Here is a 17,679-nt window from a genome sequence, read left to right as displayed (position 1 = left end):
CTTTTTAAATGGATGATAGGATAAATATGCGATTTTTTGATAAAATTAAATCTCCGTAATCTGCGGGAAAGAACAGCATCATTTCTCCTGCATATCTGAACCAATCGCCTAGCATAATGGAAGGATAAATTGGTAAATTAGCTTAAAATTAAACCGATGTGCTTTAAAAACCGAATAAATTTTACCTTCCTTGTTTTATGCGTGTTGATTTTTACACGATGCGGAACAACAAAGCCCAAGGTTAATAATACAACCAAGAGCGATTCCATTATGCTTGTTACCACTAGGGTGATGAATTGGCAAGTAGACAGTATTAAAAAACATGGATGGCGACATGCCGAAGGGGATTGGACCAACGGGGCTCTTTATGCAGGATTAATTGCCTATGCAAACGAAATGAATGACGAATCGCTTTACAGCTTTCTTAAACAGCGTGTTGGCGAAAAATTGGCATATCAACTCCCTACCGATTCCAATCGATACCATGCCGATTATTATTGCATTGGGCAACTTTATACGGCTTTGTATTCAAAATATAAAGAGCCAACTATGTTGGCCGATTTAACAAAGCTAGCGGATAACTTATGGCTACAACCGCATACAGAATCCTTACTTTGGGTGAATAAAATTGCAAGACGAGAGTGGGCGTGGTGCGACGCACTCTTTATGGCGCCACCAACATTAGGCTTGTTAAGTAAGGTTACTGGAGAACAGAAATATTTAGATTTAAGCAACCAACTGTGGTGGAAGAGCACCGAGTATTTATACGACAAAGACGAACATTTATTTTATCGGGATAGCCGATTTTTTAGTCAGAAAGAAACCAATGGCAAAAAGGTTTTCTGGAGCCGGGGAAATGGATGGGTAATTGCCGGAATGGCAAGGTTGATGGAAACTATGCCCGTAAACTACCCCGACCGACCAAAATATAATCAACTTTTTAAAGAAATGGCTCAAAAAATCGCGGCTTTGCAGCAAGCTGATGGCACATGGCGAACGAGCTTGCTAGACCCCGATTCTTATCCATCAAAAGAAACAAGCGGAAGCTCATTTTTTTGCTTCGCTTTAGCATGGGGTATAAATAATGGTTTATTAGCTAAAAATGAATATTTACCGGTCGTAAATAAAGCATGGGATGCATTAACTAAATGCGTTCTACCTAGCGGAATGTTAGGTTATGTACAGCCTATCGGCAATAAAGCCAAAGCCGAAATTAAAGCAACTGATACAGAAGTATACGGAGTTGGCGGCTTTTTATTAGCGGGAGCAGAAATGCTAAAAATCAACTAACCTTATTTCTTCATCAACGTTAACATCCCTTTTGCGAAGCGCTCTCCATATAAGGTTGCCGAAGCACCATCGAAATGAGTACTATCGCCTTTATGAATTAAATCTTCTGACCTAACCACTCCAGTAAAAGGTAAGCTGGTTGGTAACTTATTTAATTCGGCATTAATAAGCATATAATTTTCACGAAAATTTCCCAATTCACCCACAACGAAAGGAAGTTTAGGATTTTTGGTTTCTTCTCTAATGTGCTCAATTAAGGTCATTAGTTTTGATAAATATACTGCTGCTGCTTTTTGATTACTATCCGATTCGCCCTGTAACCAAATGGCGCCGGTAATCTTTCCTATTTTCATGGCTTCTTTAATTCTCAACAAGGCATCATCATAAGGATGTGTATGTGTTGATGCGTCGACAGCACCAGGTTCCCACTTCGAAATGGAAGTGCCCCCAACGGCACAAGGCACAAGGTAAATGCTGTCTTTTGGATAAGCATCGGCCAAAGCCATACCAAATGCCAGGCCTGGTCCAATGCCTGCTACTTTTGGTTTATCGAAATGAATAGGATGCTTAGCAACCACCCATTCGTTATTTGCATTGAGCATTAGCACTCGGTTGTTATGCAAATCCTTAAATTCATCGGTTATTACTCCTCTGCCGGCCATGTTACTTTGCCCCATTAGGAGGAAAATTTGCTTGCCTGGTTTTTCTTTTGGCTTTGATACAAAACCATAGCAAAGACAGATAAAGGCAATAAAAAATAGGTGTTTCTTCATTATAAAAATCGTAATTTCTCTTCTTCTAAATCCAAATTTATTAAATGTTTACGGATAATATCTTCGTTTAAGGTAGGTTCGTCGTTGTTTTTGTTTAACAGCCACTGCCGTTGCTGACTGAGTATATCGAGATAAATTACCTTGCATGCTTCGGCCATTACCATGTCTTCGGCAAGACGGCTGCTATCTTGCCATTTGCGTTCCATTTGTTGTAAAACAGGGTCGCTAGCTAATTGCTCGCTATAATTAGTTTTCAAATGAGAAATAGCGTGATGCGCTAATTGCTTGCGAAGGTCGTGGTAAACTTCGTCTTCGGGAAGCTCATCATCCATATTTGGAAGTACAAGTTTTCTAATTAAATAGGGCAATGAGAGGCCTTGTATTACTAAGGTTAAAAGAATTACAATAAAAGTAATAAATAAGATTAAGTTTCGATGCGGAAAAGCCGTACCGTCTGCCAGCTGCACGGGAATAGAAAGTGCTGCGGCTAGCGATACCACGCCACGCATACCCGACCAGCCTAACACCAGAGGAATTCTAAAACCAGGATTTCTTCCGCCATCGGCAACAGTGATAAAATTTCGCATAATTAAGGTCACAACTACCGCTCCATAAGCCGATACTATTCTTCCAAAAACCAATAATCCGGCGATTAGTATTCCATAGCCTATGGCTGATGATAATTTTACGCCTTCGGCTTTTAATCCATCGGTAATTTCTGGTAAGGCGAGGCCGATAAGTATAAACACCAACCCATTTAGCAAAAAACAAAAGCTTTCCCATACATTTACCCCTCGTAAACGCGATGTGCTACTTAAGAATAAATGCCGTTTATTTGCGAGTAATAAGCCGCCGCTAACCACAGCTAACACACCCGAACTATGCACTTCCTCTGCACAAATGTACATAAGGTAGGGCGCCACAATAGAAAGTACAATATCAGTATTTGCATCGGTTGGCAAGTATTTATGAGCTTTCATGAATATCCATCCTACCAGTAAACCTACGCCAATGCCTCCAACTACCATCCAGCTAAAACTTAATGCAGCCTCATACCAAACAAATTGGCCGGTAGCTACAGCAATCATTGCAAATCTGAAAATAATAAGCGATGAAGCGTCATTTAACAAACTTTCGCCCTCTAGAATAGACGACATCCGTTTAGGTACTTTAACAAAATTTAAAATGGCTCCAGCACTTACTGCATCAGGTGGTGAAACAATGCCACCAAGTAAAAAACCCAAGGCTAACGAAAATCCTGGTATAAAGTGGTTTGCTACAAACGCGACCGACATGGCCGTTAAGAACACCACTACGAATGCAAAACTGAGGATAATTCGCCTCCAATGCCACAATTCTTTCCACGAAATAGACCAAGCAGCTTCATACAATAAAGGGGGCAAAAAGATGATAAAAATAAGTGCTGGATCGATGTGGATTACCGGAATGCCAGGAATAAAACAAATAAGCAGTCCAGCCAAAACCAAAAGTACCGGATACGCTACTTTTATTTTATTAGACACCATTATGAGTAGCACAATGGCTACAACAAGGCTTAAGTAAAAGGGAAAATTTTCGATCATAAGAGTATACCGCTAAACAAGATAAAAATTTTTTATCTAATGTTAAAAAAGAGATTCCCACTGTTCACAAAAATCGTTTAAACTAGATGCGCAATTGGATGAAATCGATAAAATATAGGTAAGCTTTTGTGTACAATTGTAATTATTTATTAGGATACCTGCCCTAATTTTATATATTTGTATGTACATACATATTATCAAAGTTTTATTGTAGTTAACACATCTATTTAGTTCATTTTAACCAAGTATGAAAAGTATTAGCACGCTTTCTTTTTTATTGATAGTTCAGCTGGGCGCACTAACATCAGTCTTTGGCCAAAAAAAGAATACACAGCCTAATGTAATCGTAATTATGGCCGATGATCATGCCTATCAAGCCATTAGCGCCTACGGATCTAAACTCATTCAAACCCCAAATATAGACCAAATTGCCAAAGATGGGATGTTGATGCGACAGGCCGCAGTTACCAATTCAGTGTGTAGCCCAAGCCGGGCCGTGTTGCTAACTGGAAAATACTCGCACCTAAACGGCATGAAAGATAACGGCACCTATTTTAATGGCGCACAGCAAACGCTTCCTAAAATATATAGGGAGAATGGTTACCGAACAGCAATTGTGGGGAAATGGCATTTATTTAGTACGCCAACAGGGTTCGATTATTGGAATATATTGCCCGACCAAGGAAATTACTATAATCCTAAATTTATAAAGAATGGGAAAGATACTGCTTATACAGGCTATGTAACGGATATTATTACCGACCTGGCGTTAAATTGGATTGGTGAAGATAAGGAAAGACCATTTTTTCTGATGCTTCATCATAAAGCACCCCATCGCAATGTAATGCCGCCTTTAAAGTATTTGGATAAGTTTAATGATAAGGTATTCCCTTTGCCAGCGAATTTCTATGACGATTATAAAAATCGGGAAGCTTTAAAAATTCAACAAGTAACCATGAAAAAGCATTTGGATATTCGCTACGACACTAAAATCCCATGCGATACCTGTGCAATAACTAAAATAAACGACTGGGCTCCAGCAGAGTATCAACGAGAAATAGAACGGCTAAAGCCAGACGAACGCAAAGTATGGGATGCGACCTATAAAAAAGAATACGAAATCTTTAAAACCCTAAAAACTAAGGACGAGATTGTACGTTTCCAGTTTCAGCGCTATATGGAAGATTACTTAAGGGTAGTAAATTCGCTGGATGATAATGTTGGCAGGGTGCTTACCTACTTAAAAGCTAATCATCTCGATCAAAACACCATCGTGGTGTATCTATCTGATCAGGGCTTTTATTTAGGAGAGCATGGCCTATACGATAAACGCTTTATGTACCAAGAGTCGTTCAGAACGCCCATGATGATAAAGTACCCCAAAGCATTTAAAGGAAATCAAAAAACCGACAAATATGTGCTTAACCTCGATATAGCACCCACTTTGCTCGATCTTTCGGGCATAAGGGTGCCCACAGATATGCAAGGCGAATCGATGAAAAAACTATTGATAACCGGGAAAGATACCTCGTGGCGAAAGGAAGTGTATTATCATTATTATGAAAAATCGTTCGGGCTAACCAGGCATTACGGCATCCGCACAAAAAGATATAAACTCATCCATTTCTACGACCCTATAAACTCGTGGGAACTGTACGACTTGAAAAATGACCCGAATGAGATGCATAATATTTACGAAGACCCTAAACAGGGAAAGACAATTGCCGAATTAAAAAAGAAATTAAAGGCATTGCAGGTGAAGTATAAAGATGATATTGCCAACTAATCTCTTCTGCTTTCTACCGTATACACAAAGCTATCAGCCCTGTAATAACCCAAATTAAATTCAATAGGTCTATCCCCTTGGTCATATACAAAACGCTTTCTGAAGAGGATAGCGCTCCCAGGCTCTACCTCTAGCTTGGCACTAATAAACTTATCTGCGCCCTTCGCACTTATCTCTTCTTTCGAAAGGTTAGCGACTACAGAATGGTCTTTTTCTAAAATTTCGTATAACGGGCGCTTAAAATCCTCCTCGCCAGTTAGTCCTACTCGAGGATGGAAATAAGAGATAAAATATACAAAGGGGCCTTCGGTACGCCCCCTTAATCGTTCGAGCTTAAGCACCTTTTTATCTACCCCAATATCGAAAAAGTGCGCCAGCTTCTCGTCTGGATGTACCCAGCTAATGTGTAATTCGAAGTTTTTTATCGGAATGCCCCTCGCTTGCATCTCTTGCGAAAAGCTTAACCAATTATTCGATTTTGAACTTACCGAAACCTCTGCAACACGTGTGCCTATCCCTTTTTTTCGAATTAACAAACCTTCGTAAACTAATTTGTTCAGCGCCTGTCGCAAGGTAGTTCTCGAAATTGCCAATTGCTTTGCCATATCAACCTCGTTAGGAAGAAATTTTGTAGCATACTGAGGATCTCTAATAAGATTGCGCAATAGTTCTTCTGCCTGAATATGCAGTGGGATTGGACTTTTATGGTCGATTGAAAACTTCATTGAAAGGCGACAATTAGTTACGAACGTGTAAGCTAAGAAAAATAACTTGAAGCAAAAATATAAAAAAATTTGTTTTGTAATTAAATGTTTATATGTTTGTACATAACCAATGTATAAACTTATTTAATTGTATGAAAAGAGTAGTACACACTTATCTCAGGCCAGCATTCAGTTTTGGCCTCACCCTCGTGTTAATTACCTGCTTATCTTTTTCGGCGTTTGCACAAAGCACCATTAAGGTCCAAGGTAAGGTTACAGACGAAAAGGATGTTCCACTTGCAGGGGCAACCGTTACGGTGAAAAACTCAAAAACAGCAACCACTACAGATGGTGAGGGTAAATTTACCATTAACGCCAAGCTCGGCGAAACCATCGTAATTAGTTTGTTAGGCTTTAAGGCAAATGAAGTTGTTGCATTAAACGAAACTCCAGTTAAGATTACGTTAACATCAACTACCTCCGATTTAAATGAAGTTGTAGTAGTAGGTTACACCACGCAGAAGAAAGCAACCTTAACGGGTTCTATTTCTACGGTATCGGCTAAAGAAATTGTAACCACCAAGAACGAAAACGTTCAAAACATGTTAACGGGTAAGATTGCAGGTGTACGTGTAGTGCAAAACAGTAGTGAGCCAGGTTCATTTAATACCTCATTTGATGTGAGGGGTTTAGGTACACCACTCGTTGTAGTAGATGGGGTAGTGAGAAATAATTTTTCTCGTTTAAGTGCGGAGGATATCGAAAGTATTACGGTATTAAAAGACGCATCGGCAGCAATTTACGGCGTACGTTCTGCTAATGGTGTGGTTTTAATCACCACCAAAAAAGGGAAAAAGGGGAATGTTGATTTGAATTACAACGGCTCTTATTCACTTCAAAAGCCATCTTTTATGCCAAATTCGGTCGATATTTTCGAATACATGACCTTGGCCAACGAATATTCGCTTCACTTGGGCGGTGCAGGGAGTTATAATAAAGGACCAGTACGTTTTACACCGGCCGATTTTACGGCTTATCAAACCGGTAACAAAATAGCGTCTGACTGGAATGCGGCGGTATTAAGATATACCGCTCCGCAATCGCAACACGATATTAGCGCTTCTGGTGGTAACGAAAATACAAATTACTACGCAAGTTTGGGTGTTCAAGATCAGGAAGGATTTTTCAAATCTGGCGATTTAAATTATAATCGCTATAATCTACGCACCAATTTAACCACCAAATTGGCGAAGAATTTAACCTTCGACGTAAATTTAACGGGTATTATTGATCAAAAAAATCAATTAAAAGAAGATACGTATTGGGTTATTCGAAGTACCTGGTATCAGGCGCCCACCGAGCCTATCTTCGCCAATAATAATCCAGCTTATTTGGCAAAAGTTCCAAGTTCTTTAAATGCATATGCGCATGCTAACGCCGATGTAAGCGGATATCGTAATATTCAGAACAAATGGTTCCAATCTACCACGAGTTTAAATTACCAAGCCCCTTTTTTAAAGGGATTAAGTGTAAAAGGGCTATTTAGCTATGATTATCAGCTGGCTACAAATAAATATTATACCAAAACCTATAACCTTTATACCTATACGGCTTCAACCGATACGTATGCACCAGAAGCTCAATTTTCTCCTTCAACCTTAAGAAGGGAGTTCTACGAATACCCAAGTTTATTGTTCCAGGTTTCTGCAAATTATAATAAGTCGTTCGGGTCGCACAATATAGGCGCACTTGCCTTGTACGAGCGAAATACCTTAAGAGGAGATAATTTTTTCGCGCAGAGAAATTTAACTATTCCTGTTGATCAATTATTAGCAGGTTCTACCACAGACCAGCAAGGCTCAATGTCTACCGCTCAAGGTGCGCTTTTTAATAATCAAACCGCTTCTTATGTGGGCAAGTTTACGTACGATTATAAAGGTAAATATTTATTGGAATCGGGTTTCAGGGCAGATGGTTCATCGAAATTTGCAGTCGACGAACAATGGGGATTTTTCCCATATGCATCTGCAGGCTATCGTTTATCTGAAGAGGGCTTTTGGAAAAATTCTCCCCTAAAATTTGTAAATAGCTTTAAAATCCGTGGTTCGTATGGTTTACAAGGCGATGATTCTGCATCTACCTATCAATTTATTACAGGTTACAACTACCCGGCTACGGGTGCAGTATTTAATGGGACGTATGTTGTTGGGGCCTCGAGCAAAGGTTTAGCCAATCCAATTATTACCTGGTTTACGTCGAAACAGTTGGATATTGGTGTCGATGCCGAAATGTGGAAAGGATTGTTCGGGTTTTCGATCGATTATTTTGTGCGAAACCGTTCGGGCTTGTTAGCCACTCAAGCCAATAGTTTGCCCGATGTAGTGGGCGTGAATTTCCCTCAAGAAAACTTAAATGGTGATCGTTCTAGAGGGATCGATTTGGAAGTTAACCACCGAAACCAATTGGGTAAATTCTCTTATAGTGTGAAAGGCATAATGGGTATTACACGTACCATGAACACCACCCGTGTACAAGCGCGTGCCGGTAACTCTTACTTAAATTGGGAAAACAGCACGTTTACCGCTAACCGGTGGAACAACCTATATTGGGGTTATGGCACAACCGGACATTTCGAGAATTTTGATGCCATTAAAAATAGCCCGATTTATGCCTCTAGAACTACTGTTGTGGGCGATTATAGATATGAAGATTGGAACGGCGACGGTGTAATTAGCTCACAAGACTCGCATCCGATTTCTACGTCGGGCTTACCAACCTTAACCTATGGTTTAACGTTATCGGCCGCTTTTAAAAACTGGGATTTCAACACCACCATTAGTGGGGCAGGAAATGTGTATGTTTCGTACTTTGAACAACTAAACACACCACTTTGGGCAGGGGGTAATGCATTACGTCAGTTCTTAGATCGCTACCATCCGGTTGATCCAAATGCCGATCCATTTGATCCGAACACCGAATGGGTTCCCGGCTATTATGCCTATACAGGAACGGTACCTTTTACCAATACACTGGCCAACGCCCAAAATGCTAAATATTTCAGGATTAAAACCATCGAGCTAGGCTATAGCCTTCCACAGAAATTCTTTAATAGAATTGGCATCAAGGGATTGAGGGTGTATGCCAATGCATTTAACCCACTTACTGTTACCGATCTCAAATTCTTAGATCCAGAGCATCCATCCAGCGATTTTGGTTATGTGTACCCATTGGATAAAAAATTCACCTTCGGCCTTAACCTTAGATTATAATAAAAGCCATGATTAAGAAATTATATATACTAATAGCTGTACTGATTGTCTCATCTACAGCTTGCCAAAAACTAGATGTTCCGCCTGTAAATATTGTTCAGGATCAAGATCTTTTTACTACTGAAGCGGGTGTTGATGCCTATATCGCAAGATTGTACTACACCATGCCGATGGAAGATTTTAAATATCATCCCATAGGTGCTTTCAACCAAACTGGTCAAGTAGGTTCGCCCTTTGCCATTACTGGCGAAGCGGTAAGTAGAGATTTGGGTAACATTACCGAAACCCATAATTACTGGAGCGCAGGCTATCTTTTAATCCGCGATTGTAACTACTTCATCGCTAACATGCCAAGCTATGCCAGTAACTATAAGCCAGAGCAGATTAAAACGTGGATTGCGGAAGCGCAATTTATTAGGGCATTTACCTACTTCTCTTTGGTGAAACGTTACGGTGGCGTACCGTTGGTTGATAAGTTATTAACCAAGCCTGGAGAAACCATTTCAGAACTTGCATCGGAAATTGAGGAATTAAAAATTCCGCGTGCTAGCGAAGAGGCGATTTGGGATTTTGTAGCGAAAGAATTGGATGAGGTAATCATCACCCTGCCTGCAACCAATAAATCGAACAGAGCCAACAAATATGTAGCAGCGGCATTAAAATCGAGAGCGATGTTATATGCTGGGACGATTGCAAAATACAACACCATAGACCTTACTTCTGGAAATGTTCGCTTATGCGGTTTACCAGCGTCGAAGGCCGTTACGTATTTTAAAGCTGCTTACGATGCCGCCACTTTGCTAGATGGTAAATACGCGCTTTATAAAAATAAGTGGTCGGCAACCGATAAAGAAGCCCAATACCAAAACTTTGTGAGTCTATTTTTAGACAACTCGGCAAGTAACCGTGAGTCTATTTTTGCACGTCAGTTTAAATACCCAGACCTTACCCATATGTACGATGCACTTAACGTACCAAAACAATGGGAAGGCCCACAGGGAAACTACTCGTCAGAAACCTTACCAACCTTAAACCTGGTAGAAATGTACGAGGGTTTCCCAAAAAACCCCGATGGAACTATCCAAACCATGGATGCTAATGGGAAGTACTTAACGTTTAACAGCACAATGGATATTTTCGCCAACGTAGAGCCTCGATTAAGAGCAACTGTAATTTTGCCAGGCGATTTGTTTAAAAGTGTTCAGATTGAAGTACGCAGAGGAGTTTTTACAGGTTCTTCTGCAGGAGGTTTAAGTGATTTAACTCCAGGTAATGGAAGTACCGCTTATCCAGGCACACTTTTGGGGTCGGCTACTGTTGCAGCTAATCTTGATGCTGCAAACTTTGTCACACTTTCTAATGGCTCAAAAATAACACGAGCTGGTGCTAGTGGTATTTATACCGCAATTGGTGCGAATGCTACTGGCGGTACGTATACAGGTTTTTATGTTAGAAAATATTTAAGTCCAGAAAAACCGCAAGCAGAAACTTTGCCCAATCGGTCTGACCAGCAGTTTATCGAATTCCGTTACGGAGAGGTGGTGCTGAATAAAGCAGAGGCAGCCTATGAATTATCGCTTTTGGGACAAGCAGGTAATTACGCAAATGAAGCGTTAACACTTGTAAATTCGATTAGAGATCGTGCTGGTGCATCGCTTTATACTACTATTAACAGCATCAACGACATCAGAATGGAACGTAGAAGAGAGCTGGCCTTCGAAAACAAAACGCTTTGGGATTTAAGAAGATGGCGCATTGCCCATTTAGAGCAAAACAATACCATTTACAAGGCCTTGGTTCCTATTATGCTTCAAGATCAAAGTAAATACATCTTAGATGTAAGAAATGAGGAACGTGGTGTGTCTTATACTTTTCAAACCAGATGGTACTATAACCAAATTCCTACCTCAGCCATTGCTAAAAGTTTAAACCTTGTACAAAACCCAGGATGGTAATTTTTAAAATTATGAAAAAGATAACTTATTATATCGCAATCTGTCTTGCGCTTTTTACCGCAAGTTCATGCTCTAAATTCGATAATTATGATGCTCCCGATCAAACAGTGAAGGGAATTGTTACAGATGCTGGAACAGGAAAGCCGGTCCACACCGAAGTTACCACTACGGATGGAGCCCTAACTGCAGGCACACGAATTCGCTTAGTAGAAACCAGCTATAGTGCAACCGCTACAGCTCAATTTCTTGGTTCTCGGCAAGATGCTACCTTTACCAACACCAAGCTTTTTGCAGCAACCTACAACATGACACCAGAAGGCGCGTTTGTGCCCGTTACGCCAAAGGTTGTAGAAGTTAGGGGCGGGGTAACTGAAGTAAATTTTGCGGTAGAACCTTTCCTCCGTATAGAGTGGGTTGGCGAACCAACATATAACACAACAACCGGAAAAATCGATGCTCAATATACCATTGTAAGAGGTACGGCCAATCCTTCTTATCAAGATGCAATTGGCGACTGTGTACTCTACTTAAATAATAGCCAGTATGTTGGAAACTCAAACTTCACTATATTTACTAGACCAGCCATTCCAGCCTTAACAGTAACCAACTCTGTTTCGAGCCCAGTTACGCCTAAGGGTAGGGAGCTGTTTTTAAGGGTGGGCGCCAGAATAGGAAGTAGATTATATAATTACAGTTCGGTTAAATCTGTAGTAGTGCCTAACTAAGAAGAAGATTCATACGTTGCAAATGATATATGGAAGTGAATACTAAAGTGCTAGCAAAGAGCGAATGGAGATCGAGCTCTGAAGCTATCTTGCCCCAAACAATTAATACCGAAAGAAAAAAGACCAATGGCTACACTATTTATCCTTATCATGCCCTAGGAAATGGAAAGATAAACAACGGATATCAAACGCTCGTAAGTTGGATTATTGAACAAAAAACAGTTTGTATTGAGGGGTTTATCGGCGTATTTTGGGACGATGTGTACTACGAATTGAATGAAGAACTACAGAAAAAAGGGATTGCTGTAAACTGGGTTTTTATGACTGATAGCATGAAAGGAAGTGCTGAAATTCAGAAATTAGTAGATCCTTTTTTGGGCGATCAAGGAAGCGTTTGGGGAACAAAGGCAACCTTAGCACTTAGCGATTTCTTTTATGCCGACCAACTTTTAAATGAGAAACCAGATCAGAACTTCGCGGTAAACATTGCCATCGGGATAGGTTCGTCGTTGTTGGCGTGGAATGCTCCAGTTGTTTATTTCGATTTGCCAAAGGCCGAAGCACAATATCGTTTTAGAGCAGGCGCAGTAACCAATTTCGGCAGCACAAAAATAGAGGGGCAATCTGAAGCGTACAAGCGCTCTTATTTTGTAGACTGGCCAGTCCTCAACACCTATAAAGCACAAATTTTAAATAAGATTTCCATTGTAGCCGATGCGCAATGGAAAGATTCGATAAACTGGATGTTCAATTCAGATTTACAACAAGGGCTTAAAGACATGAGTAAATCGGTATTTCGTGTGCGGCCTTGGTTCGAAGCTGGCGCATGGGGTGGACATTGGATGCAGGATCGTTTCGAAGGCCTAAACAAAGAAGAGGTAAACTACGCCTGGTCTTTTGAGTTAATTGTTCCCGAAAATGGCTTGGTATTCGAAAGTGATGGCAATTTGCTCGAGGTTTCGTTCGATTTTCTAATGTTTGCGCAGTCTAAAGCTGTACTGGGCAAGCATGCTACGGTTTTTGGAACGGAGTTTCCTATCCGCTTCGATTTCTTAGATACCTTTGATGGCGGTAATCTTTCTATACAATGCCACCCTTCGTTAGATTATATTCAAAAAGAATTCGGCGAGAACATTACGCAAGACGAAACCTATTACATTTTAGATTGTAAACCCAATGCCGAGGTGTTTTTGGGCTTTCAAGAAAACATTGATCCTAAGCAATTCGAAGCAGAATTGGAAGCGAGCCAAGAATTGAGCAAAGAGATCGACATTACCAAATATGTGCAATCGCATACTGCTAAAAAACACGATTTATTTTTAATACCGAACGGAACGGTGCACAGTGCAGGAGCCGATAATTTGGTGCTCGAAATTAGTGCCACACCCTACATTTTTACCTTTAAAATGTACGATTGGATGCGAATGGGGTTAAATGGTCAACCGCGCCCAATCAACATCGATCACGCCTTTAAGAACTTAAATTTTGAACGCAAAGGCAATAGGGTTAAGGAAGAGTTAATTTCGAAACCTACCCTAATCGAAAAGGGTGCAGATTGGCAACTTATTCATCTGCCAACGCATAAAGATCATTTTTACGACGTACACCGTATCGAATTTGAAACCGAGATTACCATCAAAACCAATAACACCTGTCATATTTTAATGCTAGTTGAAGGAACAACCCTACATGTTGAAACCGAAAATGGTGTACATTTAACATTTAACTATGCCGAAACATTTGTAATCCCCGCTGCGGCAAATAGCTATAAGCTTATAAATGCTGATAAAACTAAAGCTAAGGTAATCAAGGCGTTTGTTAAGGATGATATAAAAATTTCCTTTAATTAATTATAAAGAAAAATGAGTTTACAGGTAAAAAGAATGCTGGTGTTTTTTGGGCTTTTCATAAGTGCTCTTTACCTGCAAGCGCAAAAGCAACCTGTAGATTATGCCGATCCTTTGTTGGGCACTTCTGAGTCGCGATGGATGCTAAATCCGGGTGCTACTTTGCCATTCGGGATGGTGCAACTTAGTCCCGATAATCAGGGCGATGTATGGAAATCGGGCTACGAATATTCGTTAAATAACATCGGTGGTTTTAGCCATATTCACTCTTGGACGATGGTAGGTCTATCCGTGATGCCAACTGTGGGCTTATTAAGCACCTATCGCGGCGCTGCCGATGCACCTACTACGGGGTGGACTTCGGGCTATCGATCTAGATTTGAAAAAAGAACCGAAGTAGCCAAACCGGGTTATTATGGCGTTACCTTGCTAAATGGAAATATACGTACAGAAATAACCAGCACTACTCGTGCAGGATTTTTTAGGTTCACCTACCCCGAAGCACACGATGAAGCACATATTTTGCTCGATTTAGATATTCCCGGCGAAGCAAAAACCGATATTCTCGATGCCAAGATTACTCGTGTTTCAGATCGAGAAATCGAGGGCTATTCTCATCAGAAATGGAGTTGGAATGAATATACAGTACATTTCGTGGTGCGTTTTGATCGGCCGATTAAATCATTTGGCGGTTGGAACGGTAGCAAAGTGCAAAAAAACATCAAAGAAGTAATTGGAAAAGGCAAAATGGGCGCTTTCGCCGATTTTAAGGTAAAAGCAGGTGATGTTATTCACATGCAAACAGGCATTTCACTGGTAAGTATCGATCAGGCGAGGTTAAACCTCGAAACCGAGATGAATCCATTTAAGTGGAATTTCGATACGGTTAAAAATAATGCCAGAACGGTTTGGAACGACGTATTAAGCAAAATTAAAGTTGAGGGCGGTACCGAAACGGATAAGAAGAAGTTTTATAGTAATTTTTACCGATCGTACGTTGCCCGCACCACATGGAGCGATGTAAATGGTAAATATGTAGATGTAAATGAGCAAGTCCGCCAGTCTAATTCTCCGGTTTACGGCTCTGATGCCTTGTGGAATACTTTTTGGAATTTAAATCAACTATGGTCGCTCGTTAGTCCAGATTTAATGAATAATTGGACAAAATCGCTCATCGAAATTTACAATACGGGTGGTTGGCTACCTAAAGGCCCTGCGGGCATCGAATATTCGGGCATTATGGAAGCTTCGCACGAAATTCCTTTAATTGTAGGGGCCTATCAGAAAGGGATACGTGATTTTGATGTACAAACGGCGTTTAAAGCGATGATGCATCAACAAACTACCCCAGGGGTAAGAACACCAGAAAATGGCTTTGCTGGCAATCGATTTTACAAATCGTATTTAGAATTGGGCTATGTACCTAACGAAGAAGGCCAAGTATCGAATACCTTAGAATATGCATACGACGATTGGTGTGTGGCACAATTTGCCAAAGCCTTAGGTAAAAATGAAGAATATTCCATGTTTTTAAAACGTGCCGATAATTATAAAAATGTATGGGATCCAGAAACCAAATACATCCGCATGAAAAACCGAGATGGAAGTTGGGTAAAAGAGTGGACTCCTTTCTGTTGCACGAGTTTTAGTGGTTCAGGCTATTTAGAGGGTAATGCTTGGCAGTATAGCTTTTTTAATCCACACGATGTGCAAGGCATTCTTAATCGGATGGGTACCGACGAATTTAACCATCGCTTAAACGATGGCTTCGAGAAATCAGTAAAGTATAATTTTAATGCCGAGGGCGATCAATACGATTTGGTTCCGGTAAACCATGGCAACCAGCCCAATATGCAAGCGGCATGGCTCTTTAACTATTCGGGCAAACCTTGGCTAACTCAAAAATGGACCAGAGAAATTATGAATCGCTATTATGGATCGACTCCACTTCACGGTTGGCTGGGCGACGAAGATGAGGGTCAAATGGGTGCATGGTACGTAATGGCAGCAATGGGTTTATTCCAAACCGATGGAGGTGTTTCCGAGAAGCCTTTTTATGAAATTGGCAGTCCCATTTTCTCCAAGATTACCATCAGCCTCGATGGCAAGTATTACAAAGGAAAAACTTTTATAATCGAAGCCCTGGGTACTTCGAACACGAATCGCTATATCCAGTCGGCTAATTTAGATGGCAAGGCCTTAACCAAACCTTGGTTCTACCATTCAGATTTGGTTGATGGCGGAAAATTGGTGCTACACATGGGAGCCAAACCCAATCAAAAATGGGGCAGTAAGCCTTCAGATGCCCCGCCATCAATGTCTACACGAACCAAGTAACATAAACATAAACGTATGAACAACGAATCAAAACGAATTAGCCTCTTCACCATCACTCTTGTAGCCTCTTTGGGAGGCTTCTTATTTGGCTTCGATATGGCTGTAATTTCGGGCGTTTTACCCTTAGTACAAAAACAATTTACCTTAACCGCTGCTCAAGAAGGCTGGTTTGTATCGTCGGCCTTGGTAGGTTGTATTATTGGTGTTGCCTTTTCTGGCGAGTTAAGCGATCGCTTGGGGCGTAAAAAACCATTAATTATTACTGCCGTATTGTTTGTGCTTTCGGCCCTTGGTTGTGCAGTATTGCCAAGCTTATCTGGCGTAATTGCCTCGAGGGTTATTGGCGGCATTGGTATCGGTATTGCTTCGAATGTAGTGCCGCTTTACATTTCAGAAATTGCCCCATCGGCCATTCGTGGTAGGCTGGTAACCTATTACCAATTTGCCCTAACTTTTGGCATTTTGATAGCCTATCTGAGCAATGCAGCGTTGTTAAATGGCGTTTCTACATTCGAAGTAACCACAGGCCTTTCTAATCTATTTAATGCCGAAGTATGGCGTGGCATGTTGGGCATGGGCGTAGTACCGGCGCTCTTGTTCTTATTTGGCTTGTTGGCCATACCCGAAAGTCCGAGATGGTTAATTCAAAAAGGCAGAACTGCCGAAGGGATAGCTATTATTAGCCGAATTAACAATCAGCCAGTTGGGCAAATTGAAGCGGAACAGAAGAAATTAACCAAGCAGAACGACAAAGGTTCGTACAAAGAATTGTTTGCGCCAAGCATGCGAAAGGCATTAATTATAGGTATTCTTTTGCCGTTGTTTTCGCAATTTAGTGGCATTAATGCTATCATTTATTACGGGCCAAGTATTTTAAGCAATGCCGGAGTTTCTTTAAGCAATTCGTTGCTAAGTCAAGTCATTTTCGGCCTTGCGAATATGTTCTTTACTCTAGTTGCCATTTGGAAGGTAGATAGCTGGGGGCGTAGGCCACTCTATCTATATGGAACTGCAGGCGCAACCGTAACTTTAATTTTAACAGGTATATGTTTTTACACTGGAGCTACTGGAAGCATTTGGTTATTGGTGTGTGTGTTAGGATTCTTAGCTTGTTTTGCGTTCTCTATCGGACCGTTAAAATTCGTTGTCGCCTCAGAAATTTTCCCAAGTGCCATTCGGGGCCGAGCATTGGCCATTAGCATTATGGTAATGTGGGTGGCCGATACCATCGTGGGTCAGCTAACGCCTATTTTATTAAAAGAAATTGGGAGTGCGGGCACATTTTGGTTCTTTGCATTTTTCTGTTTTGTAGCCTTTATTGCAGTATATAAATTATTGCCCGAAACTAAGGGGAAATCGCTAGAGCAGATTGAAAGCGATTGGAAAGAAGAACCTCTTATTATTCATTAA

11 protein-coding genes are annotated in these 17,679 nt (G+C 40.7%); 8 read left to right on the top strand and 3 right to left on the bottom strand.

Annotation, left to right across the window (positions count from 1 at the left end):
* Positions 1-270 precede the first annotated feature (270 nt).
* Positions 271-1,290: a glycoside hydrolase family 88/105 protein gene (locus WG904_RS04900; protein ID WP_339578173.1), complete on the top strand. Its 1,020-nt coding sequence runs from the start codon at positions 271-273 to the stop codon at positions 1,288-1,290.
* Positions 1,291-1,292: 2 nt separating this feature from the next.
* On the opposite strand, the gene WG904_RS04895 is transcribed toward WG904_RS04900, so the two are convergent.
* Positions 1,293-2,063 carry a sialate O-acetylesterase gene (locus WG904_RS04895; protein WP_339578172.1) on the bottom strand — a complete coding sequence of 257 codons (771 nt, stop codon included), beginning with the start codon at positions 2,061-2,063 and terminating at the stop codon, positions 1,293-1,295.
* Positions 2,063-3,646: a Na+/H+ antiporter gene (locus WG904_RS04890; RefSeq protein WP_339578171.1), complete on the bottom strand. Its 1,584-nt coding sequence runs from the start codon at positions 3,644-3,646 to the stop codon at positions 2,063-2,065. Before WG904_RS04890 ends, WG904_RS04895 begins: the two co-directional genes overlap by 1 nt.
* 247 nt (positions 3,647-3,893) lie before the next feature.
* Between WG904_RS04890 and WG904_RS04885 the strand changes: the two genes are divergently transcribed.
* Positions 3,894-5,432, top strand: a complete 1,539-nt coding sequence (locus tag WG904_RS04885) for a sulfatase family protein (protein WP_339578170.1) — start codon at positions 3,894-3,896, stop codon at positions 5,430-5,432.
* Here the strand turns inward: WG904_RS04885 and WG904_RS04880 are convergent.
* Positions 5,429-6,157 carry a GntR family transcriptional regulator gene (locus WG904_RS04880; protein ID WP_339578169.1) on the bottom strand — a complete coding sequence of 243 codons (729 nt, stop codon included), beginning with the start codon at positions 6,155-6,157 and terminating at the stop codon, positions 5,429-5,431. The genes WG904_RS04885 and WG904_RS04880 overlap by 4 nt on opposite strands.
* A 131-nt stretch (positions 6,158-6,288) precedes the next feature.
* Here WG904_RS04880 and WG904_RS04875 point away from each other — a divergent pair, with 131 nt between their 5' ends.
* From WG904_RS04875 to WG904_RS04850, 6 genes are read left to right on the top strand one after another with little or no spacing between them, the layout of a single operon-like run.
* Positions 6,289-9,405, top strand: a complete 3,117-nt coding sequence (locus WG904_RS04875; RefSeq protein WP_339578168.1) for a SusC/RagA family TonB-linked outer membrane protein — start codon at positions 6,289-6,291, stop codon at positions 9,403-9,405.
* A gap of 8 nt (positions 9,406-9,413) precedes the next feature.
* Complete coding sequence (locus WG904_RS04870) at positions 9,414-11,360, top strand: RagB/SusD family nutrient uptake outer membrane protein (protein ID WP_339578167.1); 1,947 nt, start codon at positions 9,414-9,416, stop codon at positions 11,358-11,360.
* Between the two features lie 11 nt (positions 11,361-11,371).
* A complete protein-coding gene (locus WG904_RS04865) occupies positions 11,372-12,085 on the top strand; it encodes a DUF3823 domain-containing protein (protein WP_339578166.1) in 714 nt (237 codons plus the stop codon).
* A gap of 29 nt (positions 12,086-12,114) precedes the next feature.
* Positions 12,115-13,935 carry a class I mannose-6-phosphate isomerase gene (locus WG904_RS04860; protein ID WP_339578165.1) on the top strand — a complete coding sequence of 607 codons (1,821 nt, stop codon included), beginning with the start codon at positions 12,115-12,117 and terminating at the stop codon, positions 13,933-13,935.
* Positions 13,936-13,947: 12 nt separating this feature from the next.
* The gene (locus WG904_RS04855) at positions 13,948-16,269 is read left to right on the top strand and encodes a GH92 family glycosyl hydrolase (protein ID WP_339578164.1); all 2,322 of its coding nucleotides are present in this window, start codon (positions 13,948-13,950) and stop codon (positions 16,267-16,269) included.
* Between the two features lie 15 nt (positions 16,270-16,284).
* On the top strand, positions 16,285-17,679 hold the full coding sequence (locus WG904_RS04850) for a sugar porter family MFS transporter (protein WP_339578163.1): 1,395 nt from the start codon (positions 16,285-16,287) through the stop codon (positions 17,677-17,679).

Origin of the sequence: Pedobacter anseongensis (genome assembly GCF_037482965.1) — a bacterium.
GTDB lineage: Bacteria > Bacteroidota > Bacteroidia > Sphingobacteriales > Sphingobacteriaceae > Pedobacter > Pedobacter anseongensis.
This window is presented reverse-complemented; position numbering and strand designations above follow the sequence as displayed.

Bases quoted from the DNA above. Each gene is read 5' to 3' on its own strand.
- WG904_RS04900 (WP_339578173.1), top strand. From the start codon at position 271: ATGCTTGTTACCACTAGGGTGATGAATTGGCAAGTAGACAGTATTAAA.
- WG904_RS04895 (WP_339578172.1), bottom strand. From the start codon at position 2,063: ATGAAGAAACACCTATTTTTTATTGCCTTTATCTGTCTTTGCTATGGT.
- WG904_RS04890 (WP_339578171.1), bottom strand. From the start codon at position 3,646: ATGATCGAAAATTTTCCCTTTTACTTAAGCCTTGTTGTAGCCATTGTG.
- WG904_RS04885 (WP_339578170.1), top strand. From the start codon at position 3,894: ATGAAAAGTATTAGCACGCTTTCTTTTTTATTGATAGTTCAGCTGGGC.
- WG904_RS04880 (WP_339578169.1), bottom strand. From the start codon at position 6,157: ATGAAGTTTTCAATCGACCATAAAAGTCCAATCCCACTGCATATTCAG.
- WG904_RS04875 (WP_339578168.1), top strand. From the start codon at position 6,289: ATGAAAAGAGTAGTACACACTTATCTCAGGCCAGCATTCAGTTTTGGC.
- WG904_RS04870 (WP_339578167.1), top strand. From the start codon at position 9,414: ATGATTAAGAAATTATATATACTAATAGCTGTACTGATTGTCTCATCT.
- WG904_RS04865 (WP_339578166.1), top strand. From the start codon at position 11,372: ATGAAAAAGATAACTTATTATATCGCAATCTGTCTTGCGCTTTTTACC.
- WG904_RS04860 (WP_339578165.1), top strand. From the start codon at position 12,115: ATGGAAGTGAATACTAAAGTGCTAGCAAAGAGCGAATGGAGATCGAGC.
- WG904_RS04855 (WP_339578164.1), top strand. From the start codon at position 13,948: ATGAGTTTACAGGTAAAAAGAATGCTGGTGTTTTTTGGGCTTTTCATA.
- WG904_RS04850 (WP_339578163.1), top strand. From the start codon at position 16,285: ATGAACAACGAATCAAAACGAATTAGCCTCTTCACCATCACTCTTGTA.